Below are 25,502 nucleotides of genomic sequence, written 5' to 3'. Positions count from 1 at the left end.
CCCGGGCCCCGGCCCGGCTCTCCCGGACGAGCCACCTGCCCGCCGGTGACGGACGGGGCTTCGCCGCGGCGGACCGGACCGCACGACGCGGACCGTCCGCCGCTCCGGCGCCCGCCGGGTGGTGCTGCGCGGCCGGCCCCGGCCGGTGACGCCGCCCGGGCCGGATCGCCGGGACCGGCTCGGCCACGGCACGGGAGGACCGCTACTATGCCCGGCCATGACTGACGACGTGCGCAACATCGTGCTGGGTGTCATAGCTGCCGGAATCAGCGCCTCGCTGGGCTGGCTCACCCGCAGCCATCTGTGGCGGCGCAGACTCCGCCGCAAGCAGGCCTTCCTCGGTCTGCCCGGGAACTCGGAGTGCCTGCTCGTCGTCAACCGCGACCCGGGGACGGACGGTGCGGTCCACCGCAACGACGTCTTCGCCCTGCTCGAACTCTCGGCGCTCGTCAAGGACTGCTCCGCGCACGCGCAGATCGTCTCCCACGACGGCGCCCGGCAGGGCTTCGGCGAGCGTACGGAGTTCTGCGTCGGCGGGCCGGGGTCCAACCGGCGCATGGCCGCCCACCTGCAGTCCCTGCTGCCCGGCGTGAAGATCAACGTGGATCCGGAGCCCGGCCCGGACCGTTCCGCCTTCCAGGTGGGATCGGAGCGCTACCGGCTGGAGGCGGGCAGTGCCGAGTACGTGCTGCTGGCCCGGCTGACGGGCGGCCAGGACGCCCGCCCCGTGTTCCTCTTCTGCGGGCAGCGGGCCATCACCAACCAGGCGGCCTCGCGCTATCTCGCCCGCCATCACGAGAAGCTGATGCGGAAGTACCGCAACAGCTCGTTCGTCCTGCTGCTGAAGGTGGTCAACTCCCAGGCGTACGGGCCGGATGTGGTGGAGCTGGTCGGCGATGTGACGCGCACCGCACAGGCGCCGCTGCCCACCCCCGTGCCCACGTCCCACCGGGCGGCCGGCTGAGGCGGGAGACGGGGGCGCGCCCGGTCCGGTCCCGTTTACGGCGTCGTCGTACCGCGGGAGCGGCCACCGGAACCAAGGAGGGCGGCCCCACGTCGCGTGCCTTTGCGACGTGGGGCCGCCCGGCCTCGGCAGACTCGTCGGCAACGCCCCCTATACGTTCGACGGGCGGACACCTGGGCCGGCCGTCATCCGTCGGCCTGAGGCGTACTCCACCGCCCACGGCGTCCGGCCGGTCATCGGCTCACCCTGGTGACCGACAGGCCGGCCACCTCTGCATCGGGCACTCTCCGACCGGCGCACAGCTGACCTTCCCCTTGCGCGGAACGGATCCGGGCCATGGCCCGTACCGCTGAGCGAGAAGTGATCACCGACTGCTGCCGGACGGTCTCGGCTACTGCCTGCCCGGCAGCACCGTTCCTGGTTGGGCGGGGGCGACGCCCACCGCCTCCGTCTTCGGGTTGCGCCGCTGCCGCCTGGCCATCCAGGTCGCGAACCACGAGAGCAGCATGCACATCCCGATGTAGATGGGTGAGATCACCATGACGACGGGGATGAACGGCAGGTCGTAGTCGAGGTTCGACGCGATGAGCTTGCCCGCGTGGAGGAATTCCTCGTAGGTGATCAGGTAGCCCAGCGACGTGTCCTTGAGGGCCACCACCAGCTGGCTGATGATGGTGGGCAGCATCGCGCGGACGGCCTGCGGGGCGAGGACGTACGTCGTGACCTGCGTCTTGCGCATGCCCAGCGCGTACGCCGCCTCCCGCTGTCCCCGCTCCACGGAGACGATTCCGGTGCGGAAGACCTCCGCGAGCACGGAGCCGTTGTAGAGGGTGAGCCCGGCCACCAGGGCGGGCAGGGGCTGCACCTTGAGCGCGACGAAGATGAAGAAGATCATCACCAGCACGGGCATGGCCCTGAAGAACTCGACCAGCAGCGTCGCGAGCCAGCGCACCGGCCGGTGGGCGGAGAGCCGCCCGACGGCGAGCACGGCCCCGAGTGCGAGGGAGAGCACCGCCGCGTACGCGAAGGCCTTCAGGGTGTTGCCCAGCCCGCGCAGCAGCAGTTCCTGGATGCCCTTGTAGGTGAAGGGGTTCCACTTCGCGGCGGTGAACTGGTCCGTGTCGAAGAGCAGGTAGAGGATCCAGCCGAACAGGGCGAGGATCACGATCGTCGAGATGACGCCGTAGGTGAAGTGCCTCTTGCGGGTGACCGGCCCCGGAATGTCGTAGAGCGCGGTGGCGTGGGCGGTGGAGTGGGTCATCGGGCGACTCCCCAGCGCTTCTCCATCACGTTGAAGAGCGCACTGATGGTCAGGGTGATGATCAGGTATCCGACGGCGATCCACACGAAGGACCAGACGATGCTGTAGCCCAGTTCGTTGAGGGTCTTGTAGGTGCCCAGCAGTTCGGTGACGCTGAACGCTCCGGCGATCGCGGAGTTCTTGGCGAGCGCGATGAGCGTCGATCCGACCGGTGGGATCACCGAGCGGAAGGCCTGCGGCAGCACGACGCTGTTCAGCGTCTGTCCGAAGGTCATCCCGAGGCTGCGGGACGCCTCGCCCTGTCCCGTGGGCACGGTGTTGATGCCGGAACGCAGGGCCTCGCAGATGAAGGCCGAGGTGTAGCAGCCGAGGGCGAGGACCGCGAAGACCTCGAAGGGCAGCACCAGGCCGAAGCGCGGCAGACCCAGGAGGACGGCGAAGAACAGCAGGGTCAGCGGGGTGTTGCGGAGCACCGCCACCCAGACGGTGCCGATCACCCGGAGCGAGCCGACGGGCGCGACCCGGAAGGACGCCATGAGGAAGCCGAGCACCAGTGCCAGGATCGAGGCGTAGACGGTGAGCTCCACCGTGCCGAGGAATCCCTCGCCGTAGAGGGAGAAGTTGTCTGTCAGTACGTCCATGGTGGTGGCCCGCCCCTCAGTTCGCCGGGTAGCGGTCGATGGGCGGGGGTGTCGGCGCGGGCACCCCGGAGAGGCCGAGCGTGGCCTCGAACGCCTTCTTCCAGTTGCCGTTCTTCTCGTTCGCCTCCAGGGCGTCGTCGAGCGCGAGGCGCAGCGCGTTGTCGCCGCGCGGGACGCCGATGCCGTAGGGCTCCTCGGAGAACGGCTTGCCGACGACCTTCATCTCGTCCGGTGCCTTGGCCGCGAAGCCCAGCAGGATGGCGTCGTCCGTGGTGACGGCGTCGACCTGGAAGGTCAGCAGGTTGTCGACGCAGATCGAGTACGTGTCGTAGGCGACGAGGTCGGCGTCGGGGTAATCGGCGGCGATCCGTTGGTACGGCGTGGATCCGGCGGCGGAGCAGACGGTCTTGCCCGCCAGGTCCTGCGGTCCCTTGATGTCGTTCTCGTCGCTGCGCACGAGCAGCCCCTGCCCGGCCATGTAGTAGGGCCCGGCGAAGCCGACGAGCTTCTTGCGCATGTCGTTGATCGTGTAGGTGCCGACGTAGTAGTCGATCTGCCCGTTCTGGAGGGCCGTCTCCCGGTTGGCGGAGGCGATGGTCCGGAAGCTGATCGTGTCGGGCTCGAAGCCGAGCGAAGCAGCCATCATCCGGGCGATCTCGATGTCGAAGCCGGAGTAGACGCCGGTCGCCGGGTCCTTCTCGCCGAGATAGGGCTGGTCCTCCTTGGCGCCGACCACGAGGTAGCCGCGCTTCTCGGCCTCGACCCAGGTCTTGGATTCGGGCAGCCGGAAGTCCGTGTCGACCGTGTACCGGGGCAGTGCCCCGGCCTTGGGTCCCTTGACCGGCGGGCTGCCCTCCCTGCCGCAGCCGGCGGCGAGCACGGCGAGCAGGACGCCGGCCAGCACGGCCGCGAGATTCTTCGTACGCAACATGGGGCCCCCTGTCAGTGCTTGAGGATCTTGGACAGGAAGTCCTTGGCGCGGTCACTCTCCGGAGCGTTGAAGAACTGCTCCGGGGTGCGGTCCTCGATGATGCATCCCTCGGACATGAACACGACGCGGTTCGCCGCCGACCGGGCGAACCCCATCTCGTGCGTGACGACGACCATGGTCATGCCCTCGCGGGCGAGCTGCTGCATGACTTCGAGGACCTCGTTGATCATCTCCGGGTCGAGGGCCGAGGTGGGCTCGTCGAAGAGGAGGGTCTTGGGGTCCATCGCCAGCGCGCGGGCGATGGCCACCCGCTGCTGCTGGCCGCCGGAGAGCTGGGCGGGGAGCTTGTCGGCCTGCGAGGCGAGCCCGACCCGCTCCAGCAGCTCCCGGGAGCGCCGGTCGGCCTCGTCCTTCTTGCGCTTGCGGACCTTGATCTGGGCCAGCGAGACGTTCGCCAGGACCGTCTTGTGCGCGAACAGGTTGAACGACTGGAAGACCATGCCGACTTCGGCACGGAGCTGTGCGAGCCCCTTGCCCTCCTCGGGCAGGGGCTGCCCGTCGATGGCGATGTGGCCGGACTCGATCGTCTCGAGTCTGTTGATCGTCCGGCAGAGCGTCGACTTGCCCGATCCCGAGGGGCCGATGACCACCACCACCTCCCCGCGGCCGACGGTGAGATTGATGTCCTGCAGTACGTGCAACGTCCCGAAGTGCTTGTTGACGTCCCGCAGCTCGATCAACGGATCGACGGCCATACGCTGCCCTACCCACTTATCGCTGTGTCGAGGTCAGCGCAAACTATCCAGGCCGTCAGCCCACTTCGGGGCCGACACGCATCAACGCCGCATAAGGCTTTTTATCGCGCTTTGGGTGCCGGCCCGCTCTCGGCCGACTCCGCGTACATCTCGGAGAGCTCGGGGCTGCCCGACATCGCCCAGTCCAGGCCCGCCCCGACGACGTCGATCTCACGGCCCGAGGCCAGGCGCACCACGGGCTGCCCGCTCCCCAGGATGTCCCAGGCGGCGCCGGGAACGGTCCGCACCAGGACGGTGCCGAGGTAGAGACCCGCGTCGTTGCCCAGCCAGGGAAGCTCCTCGGGATCGTCGCGCCACAGGGGCGGGAGTTGGTCGAGCGCGGACAACGAGGCGGGGCTGTCGTCGAGTTCCAGTCCGTGCTGCCCCGCCCGGGCACGCAGCAGTTCGCATTCGGCGAGCAGTTCGGCCACGCCGTCCGGATCGGTCTCGACGGCAGCCGCGAGAGCCACCCCCCGCGTACCGCCCTGGCGCTTACGCCAGTTGTCCAAGAAAGGGATGTTCATACCACTAGGATCCCATCCCGGACGTGTTCCGCACCGCAAGCCGCGCGACTGTTCCGGATCCGGGACCAAGTGCCGGGGAGCGCCTGCCTAGGCTGGGCGGATGACATCGCGCAACTACCTCTCCGAACTCTTCTCGCTCGACGGCCGGGTCGCCGTGGTGACCGGCGGCAGTTCCGGCATCGGCCGGGGCATCACCGGGGCGCTCGCGCGTGCGGGGGCGAGCGTCGTCGTCGTGGCGCGCCGGGAGGCCGAGCTGGCCCGCACCGTCGCCGAACTGACGTCGGAGGGCTGCCGGGCGGCCTGGGTGAGCGCCGACCTGGGGACCTCGGAGGGCGTGCGCACGGCCGCCGAGAAGGCGGTGGCCGCGTTCGGCGAGCCCGACATCCTCGTCAACTGCGCGGGCGTCAATCTGCGGCCCCCGATGGGCGAGCTGGACGAGGACGTGTGGGACACCACGATGACGGTGAACCTCAAGGCGCCCTATCTGCTGGGCCGTCGCTTCGGCCCCGGCATGGCCGAGCGCGGGTACGGGCGGATCATCCACATCACCTCGCAGCAGGCGCACCGGGCATTCGTGCAGAGCGGGGCGTACGGGGTCTCCAAGGGCGCGCTCGAATCACTGGCGCGCTCCCAGGCCGAGGCGTGGTCCCCGCAGGGTGTCACCTGCAACACCCTGGTTCCGGGCTTCGTGATGACGCCGCTCAACGAACGGCTGTCGGCGGACCCGGAGCGGGTGGCGGCGCTGGCCGCTCGCACGATGGTGGGACGCAACGGGCTGGCCGACGACTTCGCCGGCGCCGCGGTGTTCCTGGCGAGCGCGGCGTCGGCGTACGTCACCGGGCAGTCGATCTTCGTCGACGGCGGCTTCTCCGTGCACTGAGCGGTGGGGAGCGCGGGACGCCGCCCCCGGCGAGGGGCGGTGTCCGCGCAAGTGGGCACCCGGGCGCAGAAGTCGGCGCGACGGGCACGGGACGCGACCGCCACACCGCGGTCCGGCCCGTGCCGGACGGCCAGGCTTCGGTCCCCGGCCCCCTTCTTCCCGGAGGGGCACCTCCGCGCCCACGCACCGGGGGCCCGATGCGCGCACCCTAGCCGTCGGTGCCGGGAGTTGCCGCCCCGTCCTCACCGGCCGGGACGACGGAGGTGACGGCCGCCGACGCGGCCTCCTTGTCGATGCCGAGCCCCGAGAGCACACCCGTGCCGTCCTCGAACTCCAGCAGGGCCAACAGGATGTGCTCCGTCCCGACGAAGTCGTGACCCAGCCGCAGGGCTTCCCGGAAGGTGAGCTCCAGGACCTTGCGCGCTCCCGCGTCGTACGGGATCAGCTCCGGGACGGTGTCCGCCGCGGGCGGCAGCGCGCGCACCGCCGCCTCGCGGACCGCGGCGGGCGGCACACCCTGGCCGGTGATCACCTGCGCGGCGAGGGCGCCGGGCTCCCCCAGGAGGCCCAGCACCAGGTGTGGGACGCGCACCTCGTCGTTGCGGGCCGCGTGCGCCTCGTTGTGGGCGCCCATCACGACGTTCCGTGCCTGCTCGGTGAATCGCCCGAACCCCTGACTCGGGTCCAGGACAGCGGTCTCGTCCGGCTTCTTCGCCACGAACCTCTTCTGGGCGGCCTGCCGGGTGACGCCCATGCTCCTGCCGATGTCCGTCCACGAGGCGCCCGAGCGCCGCGCCTGGTCCACGAAGTGGCCGATGAGGTGGTCGGCGATCTCGCCGAGGTGGTCCGCCGCCACGACAGCACCGGAGAGCTGCTCCAGCGCGTCGGGGTGGGTCTTCTTGATCGCGTCGATCAGGTCGTCGAGGCGGATGGGAGGGTTGGGCCCGAGTGGCTTCGTCATGAGGCAACCCTAGGTTGACACCCCCTAGGCGTCAACCCAGGGTTGACGCCCGTAGGGTCTTGTCCACCGGGGCGCCCTGGGTGTTGGCTGACCGGATCGACCGACGTGAGCAGCGAGGAGAGGCACCCGATGGCCGAGCACCGCGACGGCATGGTCGTCCACTGGCGGCCGGGCTGCCCCTTCTGCATGAAGCTCCGCCTGCGGCTGCGCTTCTCGAAGCTGACGTACACCGAGGTCGACATCTGGAGCGACCCGGACGCCGCCGCGTTCGTACGCTCGGTCGCGGACGGCCACGAGACCGTGCCGACGGTCACCGTGGCGGGGCACTCCATGGTGAACCCGTCCATGCGCCAGGTGGTGCGGGCCGTCAGGGAGCACGCCCCGCACCTGCTGGACACCGGCGGATCCGCGAAGGGCCTCTGACCGCAGACGGTCAGAGGTCGAGGTCCACGACCACCGGGGCGTGGTCCGACGCGCCCTTGCCCTTGCGCTCCTCGCGGTCGACGTAGCTGTCCTTGACCGCGGACGTGAACGGGGCGTTGCCGTAGACCAGGTCGATGCGCATGCCCCTGTTCTTCGGGAAGCGCAGCTCGCGGTAGTCCCAGAAGGTGTACGGACGGTCGTACTTGAGCGGGCGCGGCATCACGTCCGACAACCCCTCCGCGCGCAGGGTGGCGAGCGCGGCGCGCTCGGCGGGGGTGACGTGCGTGGCGCCCTCGAACAGCGCCGGGTCCCAGACGTCCTCGTCGGTCGGCGCGACGTTGAAGTCGCCCAGGACCGCGAACGGCAGCGCACCCGCGGCGTCGGCGGCCACGGCCTTCTGCAGCGCCTCGAACCACCGCAGCTTGTAGGCGTAGTGGTCGTGCGTGACCTCGCGGCCGTTGGGGACGTACACCGACCAGACACGGACCGGCCCGCAGGTCGCCGCGATCGCCCTCGGCTCCTGCACACCCTCGTAGTCCGGGCCGTCGGGCAGGCCCGTCACGACGTCCGCGAGGCCCACACGGGAGAGCAGCGCGACGCCGTTCCACCGGCCGGTGGCGTTGACCGCGGACTCGTAGCCCAGCTCACGCAGCGCGTCGGCGGGGAACTGCTCCAGCGTGCATTTGGTCTCCTGGATGCACAGCACGTCCGTGCCGGTGCTCTCCAGCCAGGCCAGCAGCCTCGGCAGCCGGGCGGTGATCGAATTGACGTTCCAGGTGGCGATGCGCATGCAGCCAACCTAGCCGCTCCCTCTGACAGCCGGGTCAGAGACGGGTCGCGTCGCCCGGTGCCAGCCGACCGTGGTCCGTTCCGCCCAGGGCTCCGATCTGACGGTCGTAGATCGGGCGGGCGAGATCGGTGAGCAGCGCGTCGTGGATGTCGATGGCTCGTCGCGGGCCGACCTCGCGCACGTAGTCGATCACCTCGGAGATCTTGTTCCAGGGGGCCATCACGGGCAGCAGCAGGGTGTCCACCGGCCGGCCGGGCACCGTGAGCGCGTCGCCCGGGTGGAAGACCGAACCGTCCACCAGGAAGCCGATGTTGGTGATCCGCGGGATGTCCGGATGGATCACGGCGTGCAGTTCGCCGTGCACCTGTACGTCGAAGCCGGCGGCGGAGAACGTGTCGCCGTGGCCCACCGTGTGGATCCGCCCGGGGAACGCGGCCGAGAGCTTCTCGGCCACGCTCCGCAGGGTCCACACCTGCGCGGCCGGGTTGGACTCCAGGCCGGCGCGCAGCCGCGCCTCGTCGAAGTGGTCCGGGTGTTCGTGGGTCACCAGGATCGCGTCGGTACCGACCGCGGCGTCCTCCTCGGAGAATCCGCCGGGGTCGATGACGAGCGACTGCCCGTCCCGTTCCAGACGGATGCAGGAGTGCGACTTCTTCGTGAGCGTGAGCGTGCTGGGCGGTGTGTTCATGCCGACCATCCTGCTACGCGGGCGGAGTGGTCTCGGCCTGGATCACCGACTGGGCGATGCCGAACGCGGCACTCGCCGCCGGAATGCCGCAGTAGACGGCCGTCTGCAGCAGTACTTCCTTGATCTCGGTGGGGGTGAGCCCGTTGCGCAGGGCGGCCCTGACGTGCTGGGCGAGGCTCCCCAGGTGCCCCGAACCGACGACCGCGGTGAGGGTGACGCAGCTGCGGGCCCTGCGGTCCAGGCCTTCCCGGGTCCAGATCTCCCCCCAGGCGTAGCGGGTGACGAGCTCCTGGAAGTCGTCGGTGAAGGCGTCGGAGGCGGCCGTGGCCGCGTCCACGTGGGCGTTGCCCAGCACTTCGCGACGGACCTTCATCCCGCTGTCGTAGCGGTCACCGCGGCCGGCGGGGACCGCTTCGGGCACGACGGCGGCGGCTATCTCGCCCGCCGGCACCACGGGCACGAAGGAGGCCGTGCCCCCCGGGGCGGGCGGCACCGGGATCGAGCCCAGGGTGTCCTGCCAGCCCGTGGAGAAGTGCATGAGGAGCAGATCGGTGACGGCACCGGGCTGCTCGACGGGGGCCAGGTGCGAGGCGCCGGGTACGAGGGCGAGCCGGGCGTCCGGAATTCCCGCGACGAGGGTACGGGCCTCGGCGGGACCGGTGACCTTGTCCTCGGCACCGACCAGGACGAGGGTCGGCACGCCGATCCGGGAGAGCTCCGTACGGATGTCGAAGGCGGCCAGGGCCTCGCAGGCCGCGATGTAGCAGCCGGGGTCCGTGGTGCGCACCATCTGTACGGCCCACTCGACGATGGCCGGCTGGGCTGCGGCGAAGCCGGGGGTGAACCAGCGTTCCGGGGAGGTGCGGGCGATCGGCTCCAGGCCGTTGCTGCGGACGATCACCCCGCGCTGACGGAACTCGTCGGCGGTGCCGAAGCGGGGCGAGGCCGCCACGAGCGCGAGGGAAGCCACCCGGTGCGGATGGCGCAGCGCGAGGTCGGCGCCGACGGCGCCGCCGATGGAGCAGCCCGCGTACCCGAAGCGGTGGACACCGACGCTGTCCAGCGTGGCGAGGAGCCGGTCGGCGAGGTCACTGACGGCTGCTGCCGGGTACGCCGGTGCTCCGCCGTGCCCGGGGAGGTCGTACCGGAAGATCCTCCAGTGCTGGGAGAGCCCGGGGATCTGGCGGTCCCACATGTGCCAGGTCGTGCCGAGCGAGGGGCCGATCACCAGGACGGGGGCGTCGTCCGGCCCGTCGAAGCGGTACTGGAGCAGCTGCGCCGCCTGCCGGTCCTGCTGCGGCGCGCGGGGTCCCTGCGGGGGCGTGCCGGGCGGGCGGCCGTGGGTGGCCTCCGGGGCGCCGGTGTACAGGGGCACGTGCGCCGGCTGGGGGGCCTGGGGCTGCCCGGGGTGCTGCTGCTGGGGCGGGTGGGCCAGTGCGTGCTGCGGCACGGGCTGCGGTGCCGGGCCGGGCAGGAGGTCCTGGGGCTGCCCGGAGGGCTGCTGGACCAGCTCGCCCTGCACGGAGTGCGGTCTCCCGGCCTGCGAGGCCAGTGGCACCGACGGCATCTGGGGGGTCAGCGGGACCTGCGGGACCTGGGGGGTCAGGGGGACCTGGGGGGTCAGCGGGACCTGCGGCATCAGCGGCGCCAGGGGTATCCGCTGGTCCTGCGCGTACTGCGGAGCGGCCGCCGGCTGCGGGGTCGGGTGGAGCTGCCGGGCCGGGTCGCCCTGACCGTGGTGGGGGGGCTGGGCGGGCTGCGGGGTCGTCTCGCTCACGTCACTCACTCGCTCCAGGGTAATGAGCCACCCGTCCGCTCCCCGTCAGGGGGTCGCCGCGGACACCACGTACACGACGGGGGCAGCCGGGTCGGTCATGTTGACCGTGATGTCCTGCGTGGGGCGCGGGGCCTTGTTCCGGTGGGTCGTCCCCGCCCAGTCGACGCCCGGTCCGAAGAACCATCCGGTGATCCGGGTGTCGCGTTCCCCGATGCTGACCTTGCCGGTCTCCAGCGCGGCACGGCCGGTTCCCACGCCGCTCAGGAACCGGTCGAGACCGGCGGAGGTCGTCCGGAACTTGAGGTACATCCTGCTGGCTTTCCAGTTGTTCGTCTCGTAGTACTGGACGCCGGTGGCGTTGCCGGGGACCGGCAGTTCGAAGATCCGGCGCTGCATACCGGACGGCCAGTCCTCGCGCAGTCCCTGGGCCGCCGCCTCGGCCTCCTTGTCCTGGCCCGAGCGGCGGCTCTGACCTGCGGAGATCACCAGGTAACCGGCCGGGATGCCGATGAGCAGCACGATGATGGTCAGGGTGATCAGCCTGCGCCGGATCATCCGGCGCCGGTCCTGCGGAGGCATCGCGCCACCGTCCCCGGAGGAACCCGGAGCACCCTGAGAAGCCTGAGAACCCGGGGAGCCGGAGGAACCCGAGGAGCCGTCGGAACCCGGGGTACCCGAGGTGGAGGGCTGTCCCGGCACGACGTGGTGCTCGGCTGCGGTCATGGTCGGTGATCCCTCGAAGCTGCGGTGCGGAAGTGCTGATGGCCAGGGTGCCGCGGCGCGGCTGCGGTCAGTCGGCGTCGCGGGTGCTGCGCGTGCTGCGGATGGTGCTCGCCGCCTGGTCGTAGAACTGCGCGTAGCGCTCGTACCGCTCCACGCGCCGCCGGTTGGTCCGCCGGAATCGCCGGGCGACCAGACGGGCCAGGTCGGCCGCGCCGACCATACCCGCCTCCGGGCCGAGCTGAGCCTTCGCGATGCGGGCCTCGGGGCGGTAGCCGCGGCCGGTGAGGTGGCGCTTGAACGCGTCCCGGGCCGGGCCGATCAGCAGGTCGTCGGCCGCGCTCACGCCCCCGCCGATGACGAAGCAGGACGGGTCGAGCGCGGCGGCGAGATTGGCGATGCCGACGCCGAGCCACTGGCCGATGTCCTGGAGGAGCTCGACGCACATCGCGTCGCCCTCACGGGCCAGTTCGGTGATGAGCGGGCCCGTGATGTCGGGGATGTTCCCCTTGACCCGCTCGATGATCCCGTGGGCCACCGGGGAGTCCGCCGCGGCCAGCTCCCTGGCCTCGCGCACCAGCGCGTTGCCCGAGCTGTACTGCTCCCAGCAGCCGCGGTTGCCGCACGGGCAGCGGTGCCCGCCGGGTACCACCTGCATGTGGCCGAACTCACCCGCGACGCCGTACTTGCCGCGCTTGACGTGCCCGTCCTCCAGGATCGCGCCGCCGATGCCGGTGCCCAGCGTGATCATGACCAGGTGGTCCTCGCCGCGTCCGGCGCCGAAGCGCCATTCCGCCCAGGCCGCCGTGTTGGCGTCGTTGTCGACCATGACGGGGACGACGAGGCGCGAGGCGATGGCGTCCCGGAGGGGTTCGTCGCGCCAGGCGAGGTGCGGTGCGAAGAGCACCTTGGAGCGGTCCGCGTCGACCCAGCCGGCCGCGCCGATGCCGACGGCGTGCACGTCGTGCCGGTCGGAGAGGTCCAGGACCAGCTCGACGATGGTGTCCTCGACGACCTTGGGGCTCTTGGACTTGTCCGGCGTCTCCGTGCGCAGGGTCTCCAGGATGTTGCCGTCGGCGTCGACGACCCCGGCCATCACCTTCGTACCGCCGATGTCGATCCCGACGGTCGGGACCCGCGGCGCGGTCAGGTGCGAGCGCCGCTCCCTGGTCCCGACGGTCCGCAGAACGGTGGCGCGGGCGGAGCCGCGGTGTGTGAAGTCGCGGTACGTGCTCATCGTCCCTGCGCAGGTCGGGGGGCCGGCGGGTCAGCCCTCCGGCGGCGAACGGTGCCCGCCGCCCCCGATTCTGCCATTCCCGGGCCCCCGGGACCGGTGGATGGCCCGGGGGCGGGAAACATCCGGGGCGTCTACGGGGTGTCGTCGCCGACCGGACGGCCACCGAGGTGGTCCGGCGCGGGAGCCCGCTCCAGCTCGTGGCTGAGCTCCTCCAGCTCGCTGCCACCCGCCATCTGGCGGGTGAGCTCGTCCAGCGTGACGCTGTCCCTGGTGTGGCTGCCGGACATCACGCCGCGCTTGAGGAGGACGAACCGGTCACCCACGAGGTACGCGTGGTGGGGGTTGTGCGTGATGAGGACCACGCCGAGCCCGGCGTCGCGGGCGGCGGCGACGTACTTGAGGACGACGCCGGACTGCTTGACGCCGAGCGCCGCCGTGGGCTCGTCCAGGACGAGGACCTTGGCCCCGAAGTAGACCGCGCGGGCGATCGCCACGCACTGGCGCTCCCCGCCCGACAGGGTGCCGATGGGCTGGTCGACGTCCCGCAGGTCGATGCCCATGCGGAGCAGTTCCGTGCGGGTCGTCTCGCGCATCAGCTGCACGTCGAGGCGCTTGAACGGCCCGGCCCCCTTCGTCGGCTCGGAGCCGAGGAAGAAGTTGCGCCAGACCGGCATCAGCGGGACGACGGCCAGGTCCTGGTAGACGGTGGCGATGCCCCGGTCGAGGGCGTCGCGCGGGTTGGCGAGCGTGGTCTCGGCGCCCTCGATCAGGAAGGTCCCGGCATCGTGCCGGTGCAGCCCCGCGATGATCTTGATGAGGGTGGACTTGCCCGCGCCGTTGTCCCCGAGGACACAGGAGATCTCCCCCGCGTGGACCTCCAGGGAGACGTTCTCCAGGGCCTTGATGTTGCCGTAGTACTTGCTGACGTGGTCGAGCTCGACGAGCGCCGGGCGGGCCGTGTCGGTGTCCCGGGGGGCCGGAGCCTGGGGGGCCGTCATTTCGTCGCCTCCGCGCGCTTGCGTACCCATGCGTTGAGCAGGGTGGCCAGGAGCAGCATCGCTCCCAGGAAGAACTTGAACCAGTCCGGGTTCCACTCCGCGTACACGATGCCCTTGCTGGTCATGCCGAAGATGATCGCGCCGACCGCGGAACCGATCGCGGAACCGTAGCCGCCGGTGATCAGGCAACCGCCGATGACCGCCGCGATGATGTACGTCAGCTCGTTGCCGACGCCCTCGCCGGACTGCACCACGTCGTAGGAGAACAGCAGGTGCTGTCCGGAGACCCAGGCGGCGAAGGCGACCCCGAGGTAGAGCCCGATCTTCGTGCGGATCACCGGGACGCCGACCGCGCGGGCCGCGCCGGCCTCGCCGCCGACGGCGAAGATCCAGTTGCCGAAGCGGGTGCGGAGCAGGATCCAGGTGCAGACCGCGACGAGCGCGACCCACCACAGGATGGTGACCTTGAACTCGACGCCGCCGATGGTGAGGTAGGAGGCGAAGACCTTGCGGGCCGACTCGAAGCCCTCCATGTCGCCGATGGCCTTGGTCGACACGGTGCCGCTGATCAGCTTGGTGAAGCCGAGGTTCAGGCCGGTCAGCATCAGGAACGTGCCGAGCGTGATGATGAAGCTGGGCAGTTTGGTGCGGGTCAGCATGAAGCCGTTGAACGCGCCGAAGCCGAGGGTGACGAGCAGCGACACGAAGACGCCGACCCAGACGTTCGCCGTCATCTGGTAGCTGAACATCGAGGAGATCAGCGCGGCGCTGGTCACCATCACGCCGGCCGAGAGGTCGAACTCGCCGCCGATCATCAGGAGTGCCACCGGCGCCGCCATGATGCCGATGGTGGAGGCCGCGTAGAGCACCGTGCCGAAGCTGGAGGACTGCAGGAAGCTGTCGGCGACGATCGCGAAGAAGAGGAAGACGGCCACGGCCCCGACGATCGAGCCGAGCTCGGGGCGGCCGAGCAGCTTGCGCAGCGGCGAGGTGCGGACCAGCCGTTCGTCGGTTTCCGGTGCCGTCCGACCGGTCGCCGTCATCGGGTTCCCCGATCGGTGTACTCGGCGAGCTCGTCGGCGTCGTCGGCGGTGATGATCTGCGGGCCGGTCAGGACGGCCAGGCCGCCGCCGAGGACGTTCCGGTTGTAGCGGTGGAGCCAGAGCAGGTCGACGGCCTCGTAGCCCTGGAGGTAGGGCTGCTGGTCGACGGCGAAGCCGAGCGACTTGTCCGCGAGGCCGGTGGCGACGCTCGCGTTGAGGTCGAAGGTGTCGATCTCGGCCTTGCTGCCGGCGGTCTTCTTCGCCTTCACCGCCGCGGCGGCGAAGGGTGCGCCGAGGGTGACGACCGCGTCGATGCTCCGGTCGGAGTCGAGCTTCGCCTCGATGGAGGCCTGGACGTCGGGCATGTTGGTGCCGTCGACGTACAGGTTCTGCATCGTGCCGTCGAAGGTCTTCTTCGCTCCGGCGCAGCGCTGCTCGTGGCCGACGTTGCCCTGTTCGTGCAGGACGCACAGCGCCTTCTTGCGGCCCCGGTCGTCGAGCTCGTCACCGACGGCCTCACCGGCGATGGACTCGTCCTGCCCGATGTGGGTGAGCGCGCCGAAGGACTTGGACTCGGCCGAGCCGGAGTTCACCGTGATCACGGGGATACCGGCCGCGACCGCCTTGGCGACGACGGCCTTCATCGAGTCGGGCTTGGCCAGCGAGACGATCAGGCCGTCGACCTTCTTGTCGATCGCGGTCTGGACGAGTTCGGCCTGCTGCTGGCCCTCGTCGCTGTGCGAGTAGAGGAAGTTGATGTTGTCCTTGAGGGCCGCCTGCTCGGCGCCCTTCTGGACGATGTCCCAGAAGGTGTCACCGTCTCCCGAGTGGGTGACCATGGCGAACGTCCAGCGAGGTGTGTTCACCGCGGACCGGCCCTCCGCGGCTTCCTTCGCCGCGCGCTCCTCCGCCCGCTTGCCGCCGGTGCTGCTGCATCCCATGAGGGAGGCACCCAGCACCGCCGCCAGCACGGCACCCATCGCACGTACCCCTGTCCGAACCCTTGCCACGACGCCGTGCCCTTCTTGTGCTGCTCACTGTGCTGCCTGGTGGAGCCGGGGGAGCGGACTCGCGGCCCGGCCGCCCAAGTATCCCCGAGCCCGTCCCGGGACAGCCCGGCAGGGGCGTGACGGCGATTCGGTGGCCGTACCCCTTCCCTCGCCCCACCGCGGGATTGCGGCTGTGGGAGTTCTAGCGGCCTTACGTGACCCCGTCAATACATGGTCCGTACGTTCCTCACCCACGGCGTACGGGGCTCGGGCTCAGGGACGCACCAGCAGCTGGAACTCGAACGCGTACCGTGCGGCCCGGTAGACGTGGGAGCCGTATTCGACCGCCCGGCCGCCGTCGTCGAACGTGGTCCGCTCCATCGTCAGCAGCGGGGCGCCGGCGGCTTCGTCGAGCAGCTCCCCCTCCTCGACGGTGGCGGCCCGGGCGCCCACGGTCTGACGGGCGCTGTGCAGGGTGATTCCGGCGGAGCGCATCATCCGGTACAGGCCGGTCGACTCCAGCCGCTCGGTGCCGAGATCGAGCAGTTGCGGGGGCAGGTGGTTGCGCAGGAGGGCCATGGGCTCGTCGTAGGCGTACCGCAGGCGTTCGACGAGGTGGACGTCGCTGCCCTCCGCCACCCCGAGCGCCGCCGCGATGTCGGCCGTCGCCGGCTCGACCGTGTTGCGCAGCACGCGGGTCGCGGGCCGGCGGCCGGCCGCCTCCAGGTCGTCGTAGAGGCTGCTCAGTTCGAGCGGGCGCTTGATGCGGCTGTGCACGACCTGGGTGCCGACGCCCCGGCGGCGCACCATGAGGCCCTTGTCGACGAGCGACTGGATGGCCTGCCGGACGGTGGGCCGGGACAGCCCGAGCCGTGCGGCGAGCTCCAGCTCGTTGCCGAGGAGGCTGCCGGGTGCGAGGAGGCCCTGCTCGATGGCCGTCTCCAGCTGCCGGGCCAGCTGGTAGTAGAGCGGGACGGGACTGGTGCGGTCCACACCCAGCCCCAGGGCGGCGGAGTCGGCGGTGGGTTTGGGCACGGCACGGAGCGTACCCCGTCGCCTCGCTCCCGCACCTGCGAATTGTCAGGACATATAGTTGACAGGGCAGCCGGTGGGCGGCACGTTGAGTCCATGCGCATCGGACTCATCGGCACGGGCCGTATCGGCTCCTTCCACGCGGGCGTGCTCGCACGCCATCCCCGAGTCGACGCCCTCGTGGTGACGGACCCCGATGCGGCCCGCGCCGCGCGGGTGGCGGAGCGGACCGGTGCCACGACCGCCGCCTCCGCCTCCGAGGTCCTGGCCTCGGGGGTGGACGCGGTCGTCATCGCCTCGGCCACCTCGGCGCACGCGGAGCTCATCGGCCGGGCGGCGCGGGCGGGCCTGCCGGCGTTCTGCGAGAAGCCGATCGCCCTGGACCTGCCGGGCACCCTGGGCGCGCTCGGCGCGGTCGAGCGCGCGGGCAGTGTGCTGCAGCTCGGATTCATGCGCCGGTTCGACGCGGGCTACGCCGCGGCGCGCACCGCGGTGCGCGGCGGCTCCCTGGGGCGGCTGCACACCGTACGGGCGGTGACGTCAGATCCCGCTCCCCCGCCCGCGGCCTATCTGCCGCTCTCCGGCGGCCTGTTCAGGGACTGCCTGGTGCATGACTTCGACATCCTGCGCTGGGTGACGGGCCGCGAGGTGACCGAGGTGTACGCCACCGGATCGGACGCCGGGCCCCCGATCTTCCGGGCGGCGGGCGACGTGGACACGGCAGCCGCCCTGTTGACCCTGGACGACGGCACACTCGCCACCGCCACCGCCACCCGGTGCAACGGCGCCGGCTACGACGTACGCATGGAGCTGGCGGGCGAGCGGGACCAGATCGCGGTCGGGCTCGACGGCCGTACGCCCCTGACCTCGGCACAACCGCAGGGCCCGCCTGCCCCTGCCGAGCCGTGGCCCGGGTTCCTGGAGCGGTTCGCCCCCGCGTACGAGGCGGAACTGGACGCGTTCGTCGGTGTCGTACGCGGGGAGGCGGCCAACCCCTGCGACGGCCGCGAGGCGCTGCACGCACTGCGGATCGCCGAGGCGTGCGAGCTCTCGCGCAAGGAGCGGCGGCCCGTACGGATGACGGAGATCCCCGGGCTCTGACCCGGGGAGTGCCGGGATCACGACCGGAACGGACGTACGAGCCGGTTCACCCGAGGGCGGGAATGACGACCCACCTCGCGGTACCGGTCACGTCCGCCACCGCCGGCGACACCGGTCGGGCCGGGCTCTGGGTGCCCTCGTGCCACAGGACGATGCCGGAGGCGTCGTTCAGACACAGCGTGCGGTCCTTCGACTTCCTGGCCCTGACCGGCAGCGCGTGGCGGGTCTCCCGCGGTCGTGGCTCTGCCACTGACTGACAACGCACCGGACGCCGTGCGGGAGCCCACGGTCCGAAGACCTCGGCCGCCCGCCCGTCAGCACACCGGACGGCGGTCCGTGACTCACCAGCGGACGGGCAGGCTGCGGACCCCCCGGATCAGCATCCCTGGCAGCCAGTCCAGCTCACCGCCGTCCGGGTCCTGTGCGAGGCCGGGGCACCGCTCCAGCAGCGCCCGGACCGCGATCCGCCCCTCCATGCGGGCCAGCGGCGCCCCCAGGCAGTAGTGCGTGCCGTGCCCGAACGCGAGATGGCCCTGTGCCCCGCGCCGGATGTCGAACGTGTCCGGGTCCCGATAGCGGCCGGGGTCGCGGTCCCCGGAGGCCAGGGCGACCAGGACCGCTTCGCCCGCCGGGATGACGTGGCCGCCGACCCGCACCGGCTCCCGGGTGAAGCGGAAGGTGGAGTTCTCGACGGGACCGTCGTACCGGAGCATCTCCTCGACCGCCGCGTCGATCAGCTCGGGTTCGGCGCGGAGCAGGGCGAGTTGCTCCGGGTGGTCGAGCAGCGCGCGTACACCGTTGGAGATCAGGTTCACGGTCGTCTCGTGGCCCGCCACCAGCAGCAGGAAGGCCATGCCGACCAGTTCCTCGGGCGAGAGCCGGTCGCCCTCCTCGTCGCGCGCCTGGATCAGGGCGCTCATGAGGTCCTCGCCGGGCGCACGGCGCTTGTCCTCGATGAGTTCGTCGAGGTAGGTGCCCATGGCGTGGACGGCCTCGCTCTCCTTCTCGGGCGAGAGGGGCGCGACGATGGCGTTGGACAACAGCCGGAATCTGTCCCGGTCCAGGTCGGGTACGCCGATGAGCTCACAGATCACGGTCATCGGCAGCGGGAAGGCGAGGGCGTCGACGAGATCGGCGCGTCCGGCGGGCACCATCGCGTCGAGGAGCTCACCGGTGATCTGCTCGACGCGCGGGCGCAGCGCCTCGACGCGCCGGGCGGTGAACTCACGGGCGACGAGCTTGCGCAGCCGTGCGTGCTCCGGTCCGTCCATCTCCAGCATGTTGGCGTTGATCGGGTTGCTCGATGCCGTCCAGCTGTCCGACGACCGCCAGTCCTTGCTGAAACGCTGGTCCGCGAGGGCCGCGCGGCCCTCCTCGTACCCGACGATCAGCCAGATCCGTCCCGGGTCGCTGGTCCGGATGGTGTGCACGGGACCCTCGGCGCGCAGTTTCGCGTAGTGCGGATACGGGTTCGCTGTGAAGTCCGGCACCTCGCGTAGATCGACCACGGACATCGGCCCGCCCCCTTCCGGTCTGATCCGCTCAGCCTAGGACAACGGGACTGCTCGATCGGGGAGTTCGGATGCCCAGGCGGGTCGGGGCGCGGCAGCAGGCCGGTAGGGAGGTGCCCGGGACACCGTCGGGGCACGTCCCCTGCCCTCCGGTTCACCGCTCCTGCCCGGCAAGGCGCCGTTCGAAGCGTCCCGCCCGCCAACGCCGCTTGCCCGCATACCCGTTCACCCCGTCACACGGCGCCGGTCGCATGACGTGGCGGGGCGGTGATCGCAGCGGACCCGATCAGGGCCTGACCTCCGCGCTGCGGCGCCCCCACGCGGTGCCCGCGAGGACGAGGACGGCACCCAGCACCCCGAGGACGCCGAGGCGCTCACCCCCGAGGGAGATGCCGACGGCGGCGGCCCAGAGCGGTTCCGTGCCGAGCAGCAGGCTGACGCGGGACGGCGAGGTGCGTCGTACGGACCACATCTGCACGAAGAAGGCGAACAGCGTGCAGAAGACGGAGAGGAAGATCAGCCCCGCCCACTCGGCCGCGCCGAAGCCCGCCGCCACCGTCCAGGGCGCCGGGCCGGTGCCGGGGACGGCGGCGAGGACGGCGAAGACCATGACCGCGCTGCCGAGCTGCACGGTGGTCAGGGACAGCGAGTCCGCGTCCCTGACCGACCTGATGCGCGCCATCGCCAGGACGTGGACGGTGCGGGCGAGGGCGGCCAGCAGCATCAGGAGGTCCCCCGCGGAGGGGCTGGTGAAGCCGCCGCCCTGGGTCAGCAGCACCACGCCGGTGACGGAGAGCCCCGCGGCGGCGAGGAAGGTCCGGGGCGGCCGGGTCCGGGTCACGGCGGCCTCGGCGAGCGGGGTGAAGATCATCGTGAGGCTGATGATGAGCCCGGCGTTGGTGGCCGAGGTGTGGACGACGCCGTACGTCTCCAGGAGGAAGATGCCGCTGAGTACCAGCCCCAGCAGTCCGGCGCCGCGCCACTGGGCCGCGCTCAGCGCCCGGAGCCTGCGCCATCCCGCCACGGCCAGGACGGGCAGGACGACCGCGAAGCGGAGCACGAGCACGGCGATCACGGTGTGCGTGGTGGTGATGCCCTTGGCCGCGAGATAGCTGGCACCCCATACGGCGGCGACGAGCAGGACGGGGAGGTCCGTGACCCACGCACGGCGGGACGGCGCGGCAGTGGGCAGCGCGACAGAGGACACCTGGTTCTCCTGGTTCTCCACAGGGAAACGATGTGGAGACCTCGCCGGCTCACACGGGAAGCGGTCACCGTACCGAACGGACACCCCCCGCGTGAACCTCTGTCCGAGGGGCGGTCCGGTCGTCCGCTCCCAGGGGTTGTCCGTGCCGAAGCGGCCTCCCCGCGATGACGGGTCCTCCTAGAATGTCGGTCTTGACGCTCGGACACACGGAGTTGGCACATGGGTGGAGCGCGGCCGGACGGACGGGTCGAGCGGGGGAACCAGACCAGGCAGCTGGTCCTGGGGCGCGCGGTCCAGGTCGCTTCGACGGAGGGGCTGGAGGGCCTGTCGCTCGGCCGGCTCGCCACGGAGCTGAAGCTGAGCAAGAGCGGTGTCTTCGCGCTCTTCGGCTCCAAGGAGGAGCTGCAGCTCGCCACCGTACGGGCGGCCGTGACGGTCTTCGTCGATCACGTGCTGACCCCGACCCGGGCCGTGGACCCGGGGCTCGGTCGCGTGTGGCGGATGTGCGAGAGCTGGATCTCCTACTCGCAGCAGAGAGTGTTCCGCGGCGGATGCTTCTTCTACGCCACCATCGCCGAGTTCGACTCGCGGGCGGGCAAGGTGCACGACGCACTGGCGTCCACGCAGACCGGCTGGGTGACGTTCGTGGAGGAGACGATCGAGGAGGCCCGGGTGCGCGGGGAACTGGCCGCGGACACGGACGTCTCCCAACTGGCTTTCGAGCTCATCGCGTTCATGGAGCTGGCCAACGCGGAGTCCGTCCTGCACAACAACAGCCCCGGTTACACGAAGGCGGCGCGGGCCATCCTGGGGCGGCTGCGCAGCGCGGCGACGGGTGTGACACCGCTGCCCGCCGCACCCTGAGCACCCGCACAACTGCCGCGCCGTGTACGGCGCGGCGCGCCTCGGGCGGCCACGCACTGCGGTGACGAGCGCCGCGTCGCTGTCCGCTGCCCCCTGGGCACCCGCCGAACTGCCGTACCACCGCCGCGCGGCACGCCCCGGGTGCCCGTACGGCCTGCGCCCGCCGTGGCTCACGCGTCGAGTGCGAACGACCCGAACCGCGCGTGCCCGGCGGGCCGGTAGGTGTGGATCGCGACGCCGCTCGCGGTGGTCCGCGCACCGGTCAGCTCGAAGGCCGTCGGCGGGCCGCCGTCCGGGAGGAGCCGTTGGCCGCACCCCAGGAAGACCGGGTGGACCAGCAGGTGGTACTCGTCGATGAGGTCGTACGGCATCAGTGACCGGGCGAGTGCGCCGCTGCCGTGGATCTGCAGCTCGCCCTCCTCCGTCCGCTCCTTCAGCCGGGCGACCTCGGCCGCGACGTCGCCCGGGACCACCGTGGTGTTCTCCCACTCCGGATCCCTCAGGGTCGTGGAGACGACGTGCTTGGGCAGGGTGTTCAGCCGGGCTGCGATCCGGTCCTCGGGGTCGGTCACCCGGGGCCAGTAGGCCGAGAAGATGTCATAGGTACGCCGTCCGAGGAGGAAGGCGCCCGTGCGGTCGAAGACCTCGTGCATGAACGCCATCGTGTCCTCGTCCGCGAAGGGCACCATCCAGCCGCCGCACTCGAACCCGCCGCTGGAGTCCTCCTCGGGGCCGCCGGGAGCCTGCATCACGCCGTCGAGGGTCACGAACGCGGTGAGGGTCAGCTTCGCCATGGTCCTGCTCCTTCACATCCCTGCCGGCGGGTCCCGGCATCCCGTGTGCCTGCACCTCTTCAGATCCCACTGTCGGACGGAACCCATCGGTGCGCCCGGTGGCAGGAGCCGCCCTCGGCGTCCGTTTCCCGCCGGTGTCCGCGGGCCCGGAGGACTTTCCTTGTCCTTGCCGCCGCCACACCGGCCCGGCGGCCTCCCCGGATGGACAGGAACCCGCCATGACCAGCGACAACAACACGACCAGCAGCACCAGGACCGCGCTGGTGACCGGCGGGAGCCGGGGCATCGGTGCGGCGACCGCCCTGCGGCTCGCCCGGGACGGCGCCGACGTCGTCCTCACGTACGTCCGGGACAAGGAGGCGGCCGAAGCCGTCGTGCGCCGGATAGAGGGGTACGGCCGCCGGGGCGTCGCCCTGCACTCCGACGCCGCCGACGCCGAGGCGCCGGCGGCGGCCGTGCACGAGGCGGCGGACGCGCTGGGCCGGCTCGACGTCCTCGTCAACAACGCGGGCATCGGTGTTCTCGGACCCATCGCGGACCTCACTGCGGCCGAGGTGGAACGGGTGCTCGCGGTCAACGTACGCGCGGTGTTCCTCGCCTGCCGTGCCGCGGCCGGCCGGATGGCGGACGGAGGCCGCATCATCTCGGTCGGCACGGCTCTGAGCAGGTACGCGGGCGGCCCCGGCGGGACCCTGTACGCGATGAGCAAGTCCGCCCTGTCCGGCCTCACCAAGCCGCTCGCCCGGGAGCTCGGCCCGCGCGGCATCACGGTGAACCTGGTCCAGCCCGGCCCGGTCGACACCGGCCTGAACCCGGCGGACGGACCGTTCGCGGCCGGCCAGCGCTCGGCCACCGCACTGGACCGCTTCGGCACCACGGAGGAAGTGGCCTCCCTGGTGGCCTACTTGGCGAGCTCCGAGGCGGCCTACATCACCGGTACGGAGGTGGTGGTGGACGGCGGTCACGCCGCGTAACGCCCGCCGTGCTGCCCCGTTCCGCCGCCCGGCCTACGCTGGCAGGACGCTACGGACCCGAAAGGCAGACCATGAGCCAGACCCCGGCCCCGGTACACACCCTCAACGACGGCCGCACCATCCCCGCGGTGGGCCTCGGCACCTGGCCCCTCGACGACGAGGCGGCCGAGGCGGCCGTCGCCGGGGCACTGGGGCTGGGCTACCGGCTCGTGGACACGGCGCTGAACTACCGGAACGAGACCGGTACGGGCCGCGGCATCGCCCGGGGCGGCGTACCGCGCGAGGACCTCTTCGTCACCACCAAGGTGCCCGGCCGCCACCACGGGTACGAGGAGACACTGGCCTCGTTCGAGGAGTCACGGAGCAATCTGGGGCTGGAGTACGTCGACCTCTACCTCATCCACTGGCCGCTGCCGCGCGTGGGCAGGTACGTGGACACCTGGAAGGCGATGATCAAGCTCCGCGAGGACGGTCTCGTCCGGTCCATCGGCGTCTCCAACTTCACGGCGGCCCACCTGGACCGGCTGGAGCGGGAGACGGGCGTGGTGCCCGCCGTGAACCAGATCGAGATGCATCCCCTGCTCCCCCAGCAGGAACTGCGTGCGGTGCACGCCGCCAAGGGCATCGTCACGGAGAGCTGGAGCCCGCTGGCCCGTGGCCGCCAGGTGCTGGAGGACCCGGCGGTGGTGGCCGCCGCCGAGGCGCACGGGGTGACGCCGGGCCAGGTGGTGCTGCGGTGGCACACCCAGCTGGGCGCGGTGCCGATCCCGAAGTCCGCCGATCCCGGACGGCAGCGGGAGAACCTGGACCTGTTCGGCTTCGAGCTGACGCCGGAGGAGCTCGAGCGGATCGGGTCCCGGCCGTCGCACCGCTTCGGCGGCGACCCGGAGACCCACGAGGAGTTCTGACCGTCACCGTGGAGCGCAGTCGAGGATTGGGAAGCCGGCTCACGAACCCCGGCCTCCGGGTCAGTGCCGGTCGACCGCTCGTGCCGGCTCGACGAGCCACCCGACCGTGCTGAGCGGGACGGGCGGCTCGACCTCCAGGCCGAGTTCGGCCGGCCCGGTGATGGAGTCGAGCTCCTCGGCGGGAAGCGCGAGCAGCTCGCGGAGCTCGCCTGCGAGCTGGGCCACCAGGCCCGGGTCGGTGCTGTCCACCTAGTCCTGGAGCGCGGCCTCGTGGTCCTCGAACTCGTCCGGCATGTCCTGCGCGTACCAGCCCCTGCCGCGGAGGAGGATCGGGCAGGGGTGGCGGTCTACGCTCGCGCCATGACGATCACCTATGAGTGGCGGGGCGGCTTCGACAACGTCGCAGTCAATGCGCTGCACGCAGAGGGCTTCAACCATCCGACCCGGGATGTCGATTGGTTGACCCGGGTGCAACGCCACAGCCTCGGATGGGTCTGTGCACGTGATGACGGTGACCTCGTCGGCTTCGTCAACGTCGTGTGGGACGGCGGCGTTCACGCATTCATCCTCGACACTGTGGTCGCGGGAGGCAGGCGCCGGTCCGGGATCGGAGCCGACCTCATCGCCGAGGCCGCCCGGCAAGCCCGCGAAGCCGGATGCACGTGGCTGCACGTCGACTTCGAGGACGACCTGCGGCCGTTCTACTTCGACGCCTGCGGGTTCACACCGACAACGGCCGGTCTCATCGCGCTCTGAGCCGCCTCGCTGCGCGACGCCCGAGCGCACCGCCGCCGAGCTAGAGCAGCGATGGCGCACCCTGCAGGCTGCGGTATTCGATCAGCTCACGCCGCTCCATGCGATCCTTCTTTCGCTCAGCCGTCATTCGGCCGTCGGATTCCTGGGGTCGGCCGGCATGGACGTCAAGACGGTGAAGGGCGGACACGCGAGCGGCACCACCGCTCCACGTACACCGCGCACACCACGTGCACCACGGCAGCCCGGGCGCCGATGACGCCGCCCCGGCCGGGGGAACGAGGGGCCGACGCAGCGCGCCTGCCCGCGCCGACGACCTCGACGTCCCGCCACCCGGCGCGAGGAGCGCACCCCCGCCCGTGCGGGTGCCGCCCTACCGGTTGCGCGGGGTGACCTCCGCCATCCGGGACCATTCGTCGCCCGGCACGTCGACGTTGATGATCTCCGGGACCTCGGCGACCAGCTCGGACATGGTGTCGATCGCCTGCTTGAAGTGGTCGGAGTTCACGTGCGCCACGCCCGCCTCCTGCGAGGCGAAGGCTTCGAGCAGGACGAACTGGTCGGGGTTCTCGACACTGTACGACCACTCGAAGAAGAGGTTGCCCGGCTCCTCACGGGTGGCAAGGGTGAACGCGTCGACGGCCGGCAGCCAGTTGTCGCGCTCGGCGGTGCGGACGGTGAACTTGACGGCGATGAAGATCATGGGCAACTCCTGGTCGGGGCCGGTGTCCCTCGGA

Annotated in this window: 29 protein-coding genes; 8 read left to right on the top strand and 21 right to left on the bottom strand. The window is 71.2% G+C overall.

Annotation, left to right across the window (positions count from 1 at the left end; all coding sequences use genetic code 11):
• The first annotated feature begins 217 nt into the window (after positions 1 to 217).
• Entirely contained in the window at positions 218 to 964 is a 747-nt protein-coding gene (locus OG927_RS27385; protein ID WP_056792153.1) for a hypothetical protein, read from the top strand.
• 391 nt (positions 965 to 1,355) lie between these two features.
• Here the strand turns inward: OG927_RS27385 and OG927_RS27380 are convergent, their stop codons facing one another.
• From OG927_RS27380 to OG927_RS27360, 5 genes are all read right to left on the bottom strand, one after another.
• Entirely contained in the window at positions 1,356 to 2,225 is an 870-nt protein-coding gene (locus OG927_RS27380) for an amino acid ABC transporter permease (protein ID WP_056792152.1), read from the bottom strand.
• Positions 2,222 to 2,866: an amino acid ABC transporter permease gene (locus tag OG927_RS27375; protein WP_056792151.1), complete on the bottom strand. Its 645-nt coding sequence runs from the start codon at positions 2,864 to 2,866 to the stop codon at positions 2,222 to 2,224. The genes OG927_RS27380 and OG927_RS27375 overlap by 4 nt, the downstream gene beginning before the upstream one ends.
• 16 nt (positions 2,867 to 2,882) lie before the next feature.
• Entirely contained in the window at positions 2,883 to 3,797 is a 915-nt protein-coding gene (locus OG927_RS27370; protein ID WP_124280689.1) for a glutamate ABC transporter substrate-binding protein, read from the bottom strand.
• An 11-nt stretch (positions 3,798 to 3,808) separates the two neighbouring features.
• Positions 3,809 to 4,552: an amino acid ABC transporter ATP-binding protein gene (locus OG927_RS27365; RefSeq protein WP_330320935.1), complete on the bottom strand. Its 744-nt coding sequence runs from the start codon at positions 4,550 to 4,552 to the stop codon at positions 3,809 to 3,811.
• A 101-nt stretch (positions 4,553 to 4,653) separates the two neighbouring features.
• Positions 4,654 to 5,115 (bottom strand): DUF6278 family protein, encoded by a 462-nt coding sequence (locus OG927_RS27360; protein ID WP_124280690.1) that lies wholly within the window; start codon positions 5,113 to 5,115, stop codon positions 4,654 to 4,656.
• Positions 5,116 to 5,215: 100 nt separating this feature from the next.
• Here OG927_RS27360 and OG927_RS27355 point away from each other — a divergent pair, with 100 nt between their 5' ends.
• Positions 5,216 to 5,995: an SDR family NAD(P)-dependent oxidoreductase gene (locus tag OG927_RS27355; RefSeq protein WP_056792147.1), complete on the top strand. Its 780-nt coding sequence runs from the start codon at positions 5,216 to 5,218 to the stop codon at positions 5,993 to 5,995.
• A gap of 208 nt (positions 5,996 to 6,203) precedes the next feature.
• Here the strand turns inward: OG927_RS27355 and OG927_RS27350 are convergent, their stop codons facing one another.
• A complete protein-coding gene (locus tag OG927_RS27350) occupies positions 6,204 to 6,956 on the bottom strand; it encodes a Clp protease N-terminal domain-containing protein (RefSeq protein ID WP_330320934.1) in 753 nt (250 codons plus the stop codon).
• A gap of 129 nt (positions 6,957 to 7,085) precedes the next feature.
• On the opposite strand from OG927_RS27350, the gene OG927_RS27345 reads away from it, so the two are divergent.
• Complete coding sequence (locus OG927_RS27345; protein ID WP_056792145.1) at positions 7,086 to 7,379, top strand: glutaredoxin domain-containing protein; 294 nt, start codon at positions 7,086 to 7,088, stop codon at positions 7,377 to 7,379.
• Positions 7,380 to 7,389: 10 nt separating this feature from the next.
• On the opposite strand, the gene OG927_RS27340 is transcribed toward OG927_RS27345, so the two are convergent.
• The 9 genes from OG927_RS27340 to OG927_RS27300 all read right to left on the bottom strand — a co-directional run bounded on the left by OG927_RS27340 (position 7,390) and on the right by OG927_RS27300 (position 16,656).
• The gene (locus tag OG927_RS27340) at positions 7,390 to 8,169 is read right to left on the bottom strand and encodes an exodeoxyribonuclease III (protein WP_056792144.1); all 780 of its coding nucleotides are present in this window, start codon (positions 8,167 to 8,169) and stop codon (positions 7,390 to 7,392) included.
• 34 nt (positions 8,170 to 8,203) lie between these two features.
• The gene (locus OG927_RS27335) at positions 8,204 to 8,857 is read right to left on the bottom strand and encodes an MBL fold metallo-hydrolase (RefSeq protein ID WP_209469399.1); all 654 of its coding nucleotides are present in this window, start codon (positions 8,855 to 8,857) and stop codon (positions 8,204 to 8,206) included.
• Positions 8,858 to 8,870: 13 nt separating this feature from the next.
• On the bottom strand, positions 8,871 to 10,424 hold the full coding sequence (gene pcaDC / locus OG927_RS27330; protein WP_434092659.1) for a bifunctional 3-oxoadipate enol-lactonase/4-carboxymuconolactone decarboxylase PcaDC: 1,554 nt from the start codon (positions 10,422 to 10,424) through the stop codon (positions 8,871 to 8,873).
• 255 nt (positions 10,425 to 10,679) lie between these two features.
• Positions 10,680 to 11,357, bottom strand: coding sequence for a hypothetical protein (locus OG927_RS27325; RefSeq protein ID WP_371613049.1), 678 nt, complete (start codon positions 11,355 to 11,357; stop codon positions 10,680 to 10,682).
• 67 nt (positions 11,358 to 11,424) lie between these two features.
• Positions 11,425 to 12,591: an ROK family glucokinase gene (locus OG927_RS27320; protein WP_056792141.1), complete on the bottom strand. Its 1,167-nt coding sequence runs from the start codon at positions 12,589 to 12,591 to the stop codon at positions 11,425 to 11,427.
• 131 nt (positions 12,592 to 12,722) lie between these two features.
• Positions 12,723 to 13,589 carry an ATP-binding cassette domain-containing protein gene (locus OG927_RS27315; protein WP_056792140.1) on the bottom strand — a complete coding sequence of 289 codons (867 nt, stop codon included), beginning with the start codon at positions 13,587 to 13,589 and terminating at the stop codon, positions 12,723 to 12,725.
• On the bottom strand, positions 13,586 to 14,632 hold the full coding sequence (locus tag OG927_RS27310; protein WP_056792139.1) for an ABC transporter permease: 1,047 nt from the start codon (positions 14,630 to 14,632) through the stop codon (positions 13,586 to 13,588). Before OG927_RS27310 ends, OG927_RS27315 begins: the two co-directional genes overlap by 4 nt.
• Positions 14,629 to 15,642, bottom strand: a complete 1,014-nt coding sequence (locus tag OG927_RS27305; RefSeq protein ID WP_442759648.1) for a substrate-binding domain-containing protein — start codon at positions 15,640 to 15,642, stop codon at positions 14,629 to 14,631. Before OG927_RS27305 ends, OG927_RS27310 begins: the two co-directional genes overlap by 4 nt.
• Before the next feature lie 252 nt (positions 15,643 to 15,894).
• Positions 15,895 to 16,656 carry a GntR family transcriptional regulator gene (locus OG927_RS27300; RefSeq protein WP_124280693.1) on the bottom strand — a complete coding sequence of 254 codons (762 nt, stop codon included), beginning with the start codon at positions 16,654 to 16,656 and terminating at the stop codon, positions 15,895 to 15,897.
• Between the two features lie 93 nt (positions 16,657 to 16,749).
• Between OG927_RS27300 and OG927_RS27295 the strand changes: the two genes are divergently transcribed.
• Positions 16,750 to 17,754: a Gfo/Idh/MocA family protein gene (locus OG927_RS27295; protein WP_319101762.1), complete on the top strand. Its 1,005-nt coding sequence runs from the start codon at positions 16,750 to 16,752 to the stop codon at positions 17,752 to 17,754.
• Between the two features lie 46 nt (positions 17,755 to 17,800).
• On the opposite strand, the gene OG927_RS27290 is transcribed toward OG927_RS27295, so the two are convergent.
• From OG927_RS27290 to OG927_RS27280, 3 genes are all read right to left on the bottom strand, one after another.
• Positions 17,801 to 18,004: a hypothetical protein gene (locus tag OG927_RS27290; RefSeq protein WP_330320933.1), complete on the bottom strand. Its 204-nt coding sequence runs from the start codon at positions 18,002 to 18,004 to the stop codon at positions 17,801 to 17,803.
• Positions 18,005 to 18,095: 91 nt separating this feature from the next.
• Complete coding sequence (locus tag OG927_RS27285; protein ID WP_056792134.1) at positions 18,096 to 19,268, bottom strand: cytochrome P450 family protein; 1,173 nt, start codon at positions 19,266 to 19,268, stop codon at positions 18,096 to 18,098.
• Positions 19,269 to 19,551: 283 nt separating this feature from the next.
• Positions 19,552 to 20,472, bottom strand: coding sequence for a DMT family transporter (locus tag OG927_RS27280; protein ID WP_056792496.1), 921 nt, complete (start codon positions 20,470 to 20,472; stop codon positions 19,552 to 19,554).
• A 219-nt stretch (positions 20,473 to 20,691) separates the two neighbouring features.
• Between OG927_RS27280 and OG927_RS27275 the strand changes: the two genes are divergently transcribed.
• Positions 20,692 to 21,336 carry a TetR/AcrR family transcriptional regulator gene (locus OG927_RS27275; RefSeq protein ID WP_056792133.1) on the top strand — a complete coding sequence of 215 codons (645 nt, stop codon included), beginning with the start codon at positions 20,692 to 20,694 and terminating at the stop codon, positions 21,334 to 21,336.
• A gap of 170 nt (positions 21,337 to 21,506) precedes the next feature.
• On the opposite strand, the gene OG927_RS27270 is transcribed toward OG927_RS27275, so the two are convergent.
• A complete protein-coding gene (locus OG927_RS27270) occupies positions 21,507 to 22,130 on the bottom strand; it encodes a dihydrofolate reductase family protein (RefSeq protein ID WP_209469403.1) in 624 nt (207 codons plus the stop codon).
• A gap of 218 nt (positions 22,131 to 22,348) precedes the next feature.
• On the opposite strand from OG927_RS27270, the gene OG927_RS27265 reads away from it, so the two are divergent.
• Both OG927_RS27265 and OG927_RS27260 read left to right on the top strand, forming a co-directional pair.
• Positions 22,349 to 23,104, top strand: a complete 756-nt coding sequence (locus OG927_RS27265) for an SDR family NAD(P)-dependent oxidoreductase (protein ID WP_056792131.1) — start codon at positions 22,349 to 22,351, stop codon at positions 23,102 to 23,104.
• A 71-nt stretch (positions 23,105 to 23,175) separates the two neighbouring features.
• Positions 23,176 to 24,012, top strand: a complete 837-nt coding sequence (locus tag OG927_RS27260; protein ID WP_124280698.1) for an aldo/keto reductase — start codon at positions 23,176 to 23,178, stop codon at positions 24,010 to 24,012.
• A gap of 60 nt (positions 24,013 to 24,072) precedes the next feature.
• Here the strand turns inward: OG927_RS27260 and OG927_RS27255 are convergent, their stop codons facing one another.
• Positions 24,073 to 24,261, bottom strand: a complete 189-nt coding sequence (locus tag OG927_RS27255; RefSeq protein ID WP_209469404.1) for a hypothetical protein — start codon at positions 24,259 to 24,261, stop codon at positions 24,073 to 24,075.
• 111 nt (positions 24,262 to 24,372) lie between these two features.
• Between OG927_RS27255 and OG927_RS27250 the strand changes: the two genes are divergently transcribed.
• Positions 24,373 to 24,768, top strand: a complete 396-nt coding sequence (locus OG927_RS27250) for a GNAT family N-acetyltransferase (RefSeq protein WP_164494153.1) — start codon at positions 24,373 to 24,375, stop codon at positions 24,766 to 24,768.
• Positions 24,769 to 25,138: 370 nt separating this feature from the next.
• On the opposite strand, the gene OG927_RS27245 is transcribed toward OG927_RS27250, so the two are convergent.
• Positions 25,139 to 25,468 (bottom strand): putative quinol monooxygenase, encoded by a 330-nt coding sequence (locus OG927_RS27245; RefSeq protein ID WP_330321361.1) that lies wholly within the window; start codon positions 25,466 to 25,468, stop codon positions 25,139 to 25,141.
• Positions 25,469 to 25,502 lie beyond the last annotated feature (34 nt).

It is taken from the genome of Streptomyces clavifer (genome assembly GCF_036345975.1).
Lineage (GTDB): Bacteria > Actinomycetota > Actinomycetes > Streptomycetales > Streptomycetaceae > Streptomyces > Streptomyces clavifer.
The sequence above is the reverse complement of the archived record's forward strand: the minus strand, read 5'-3'. Positions and strand labels throughout refer to the sequence as shown.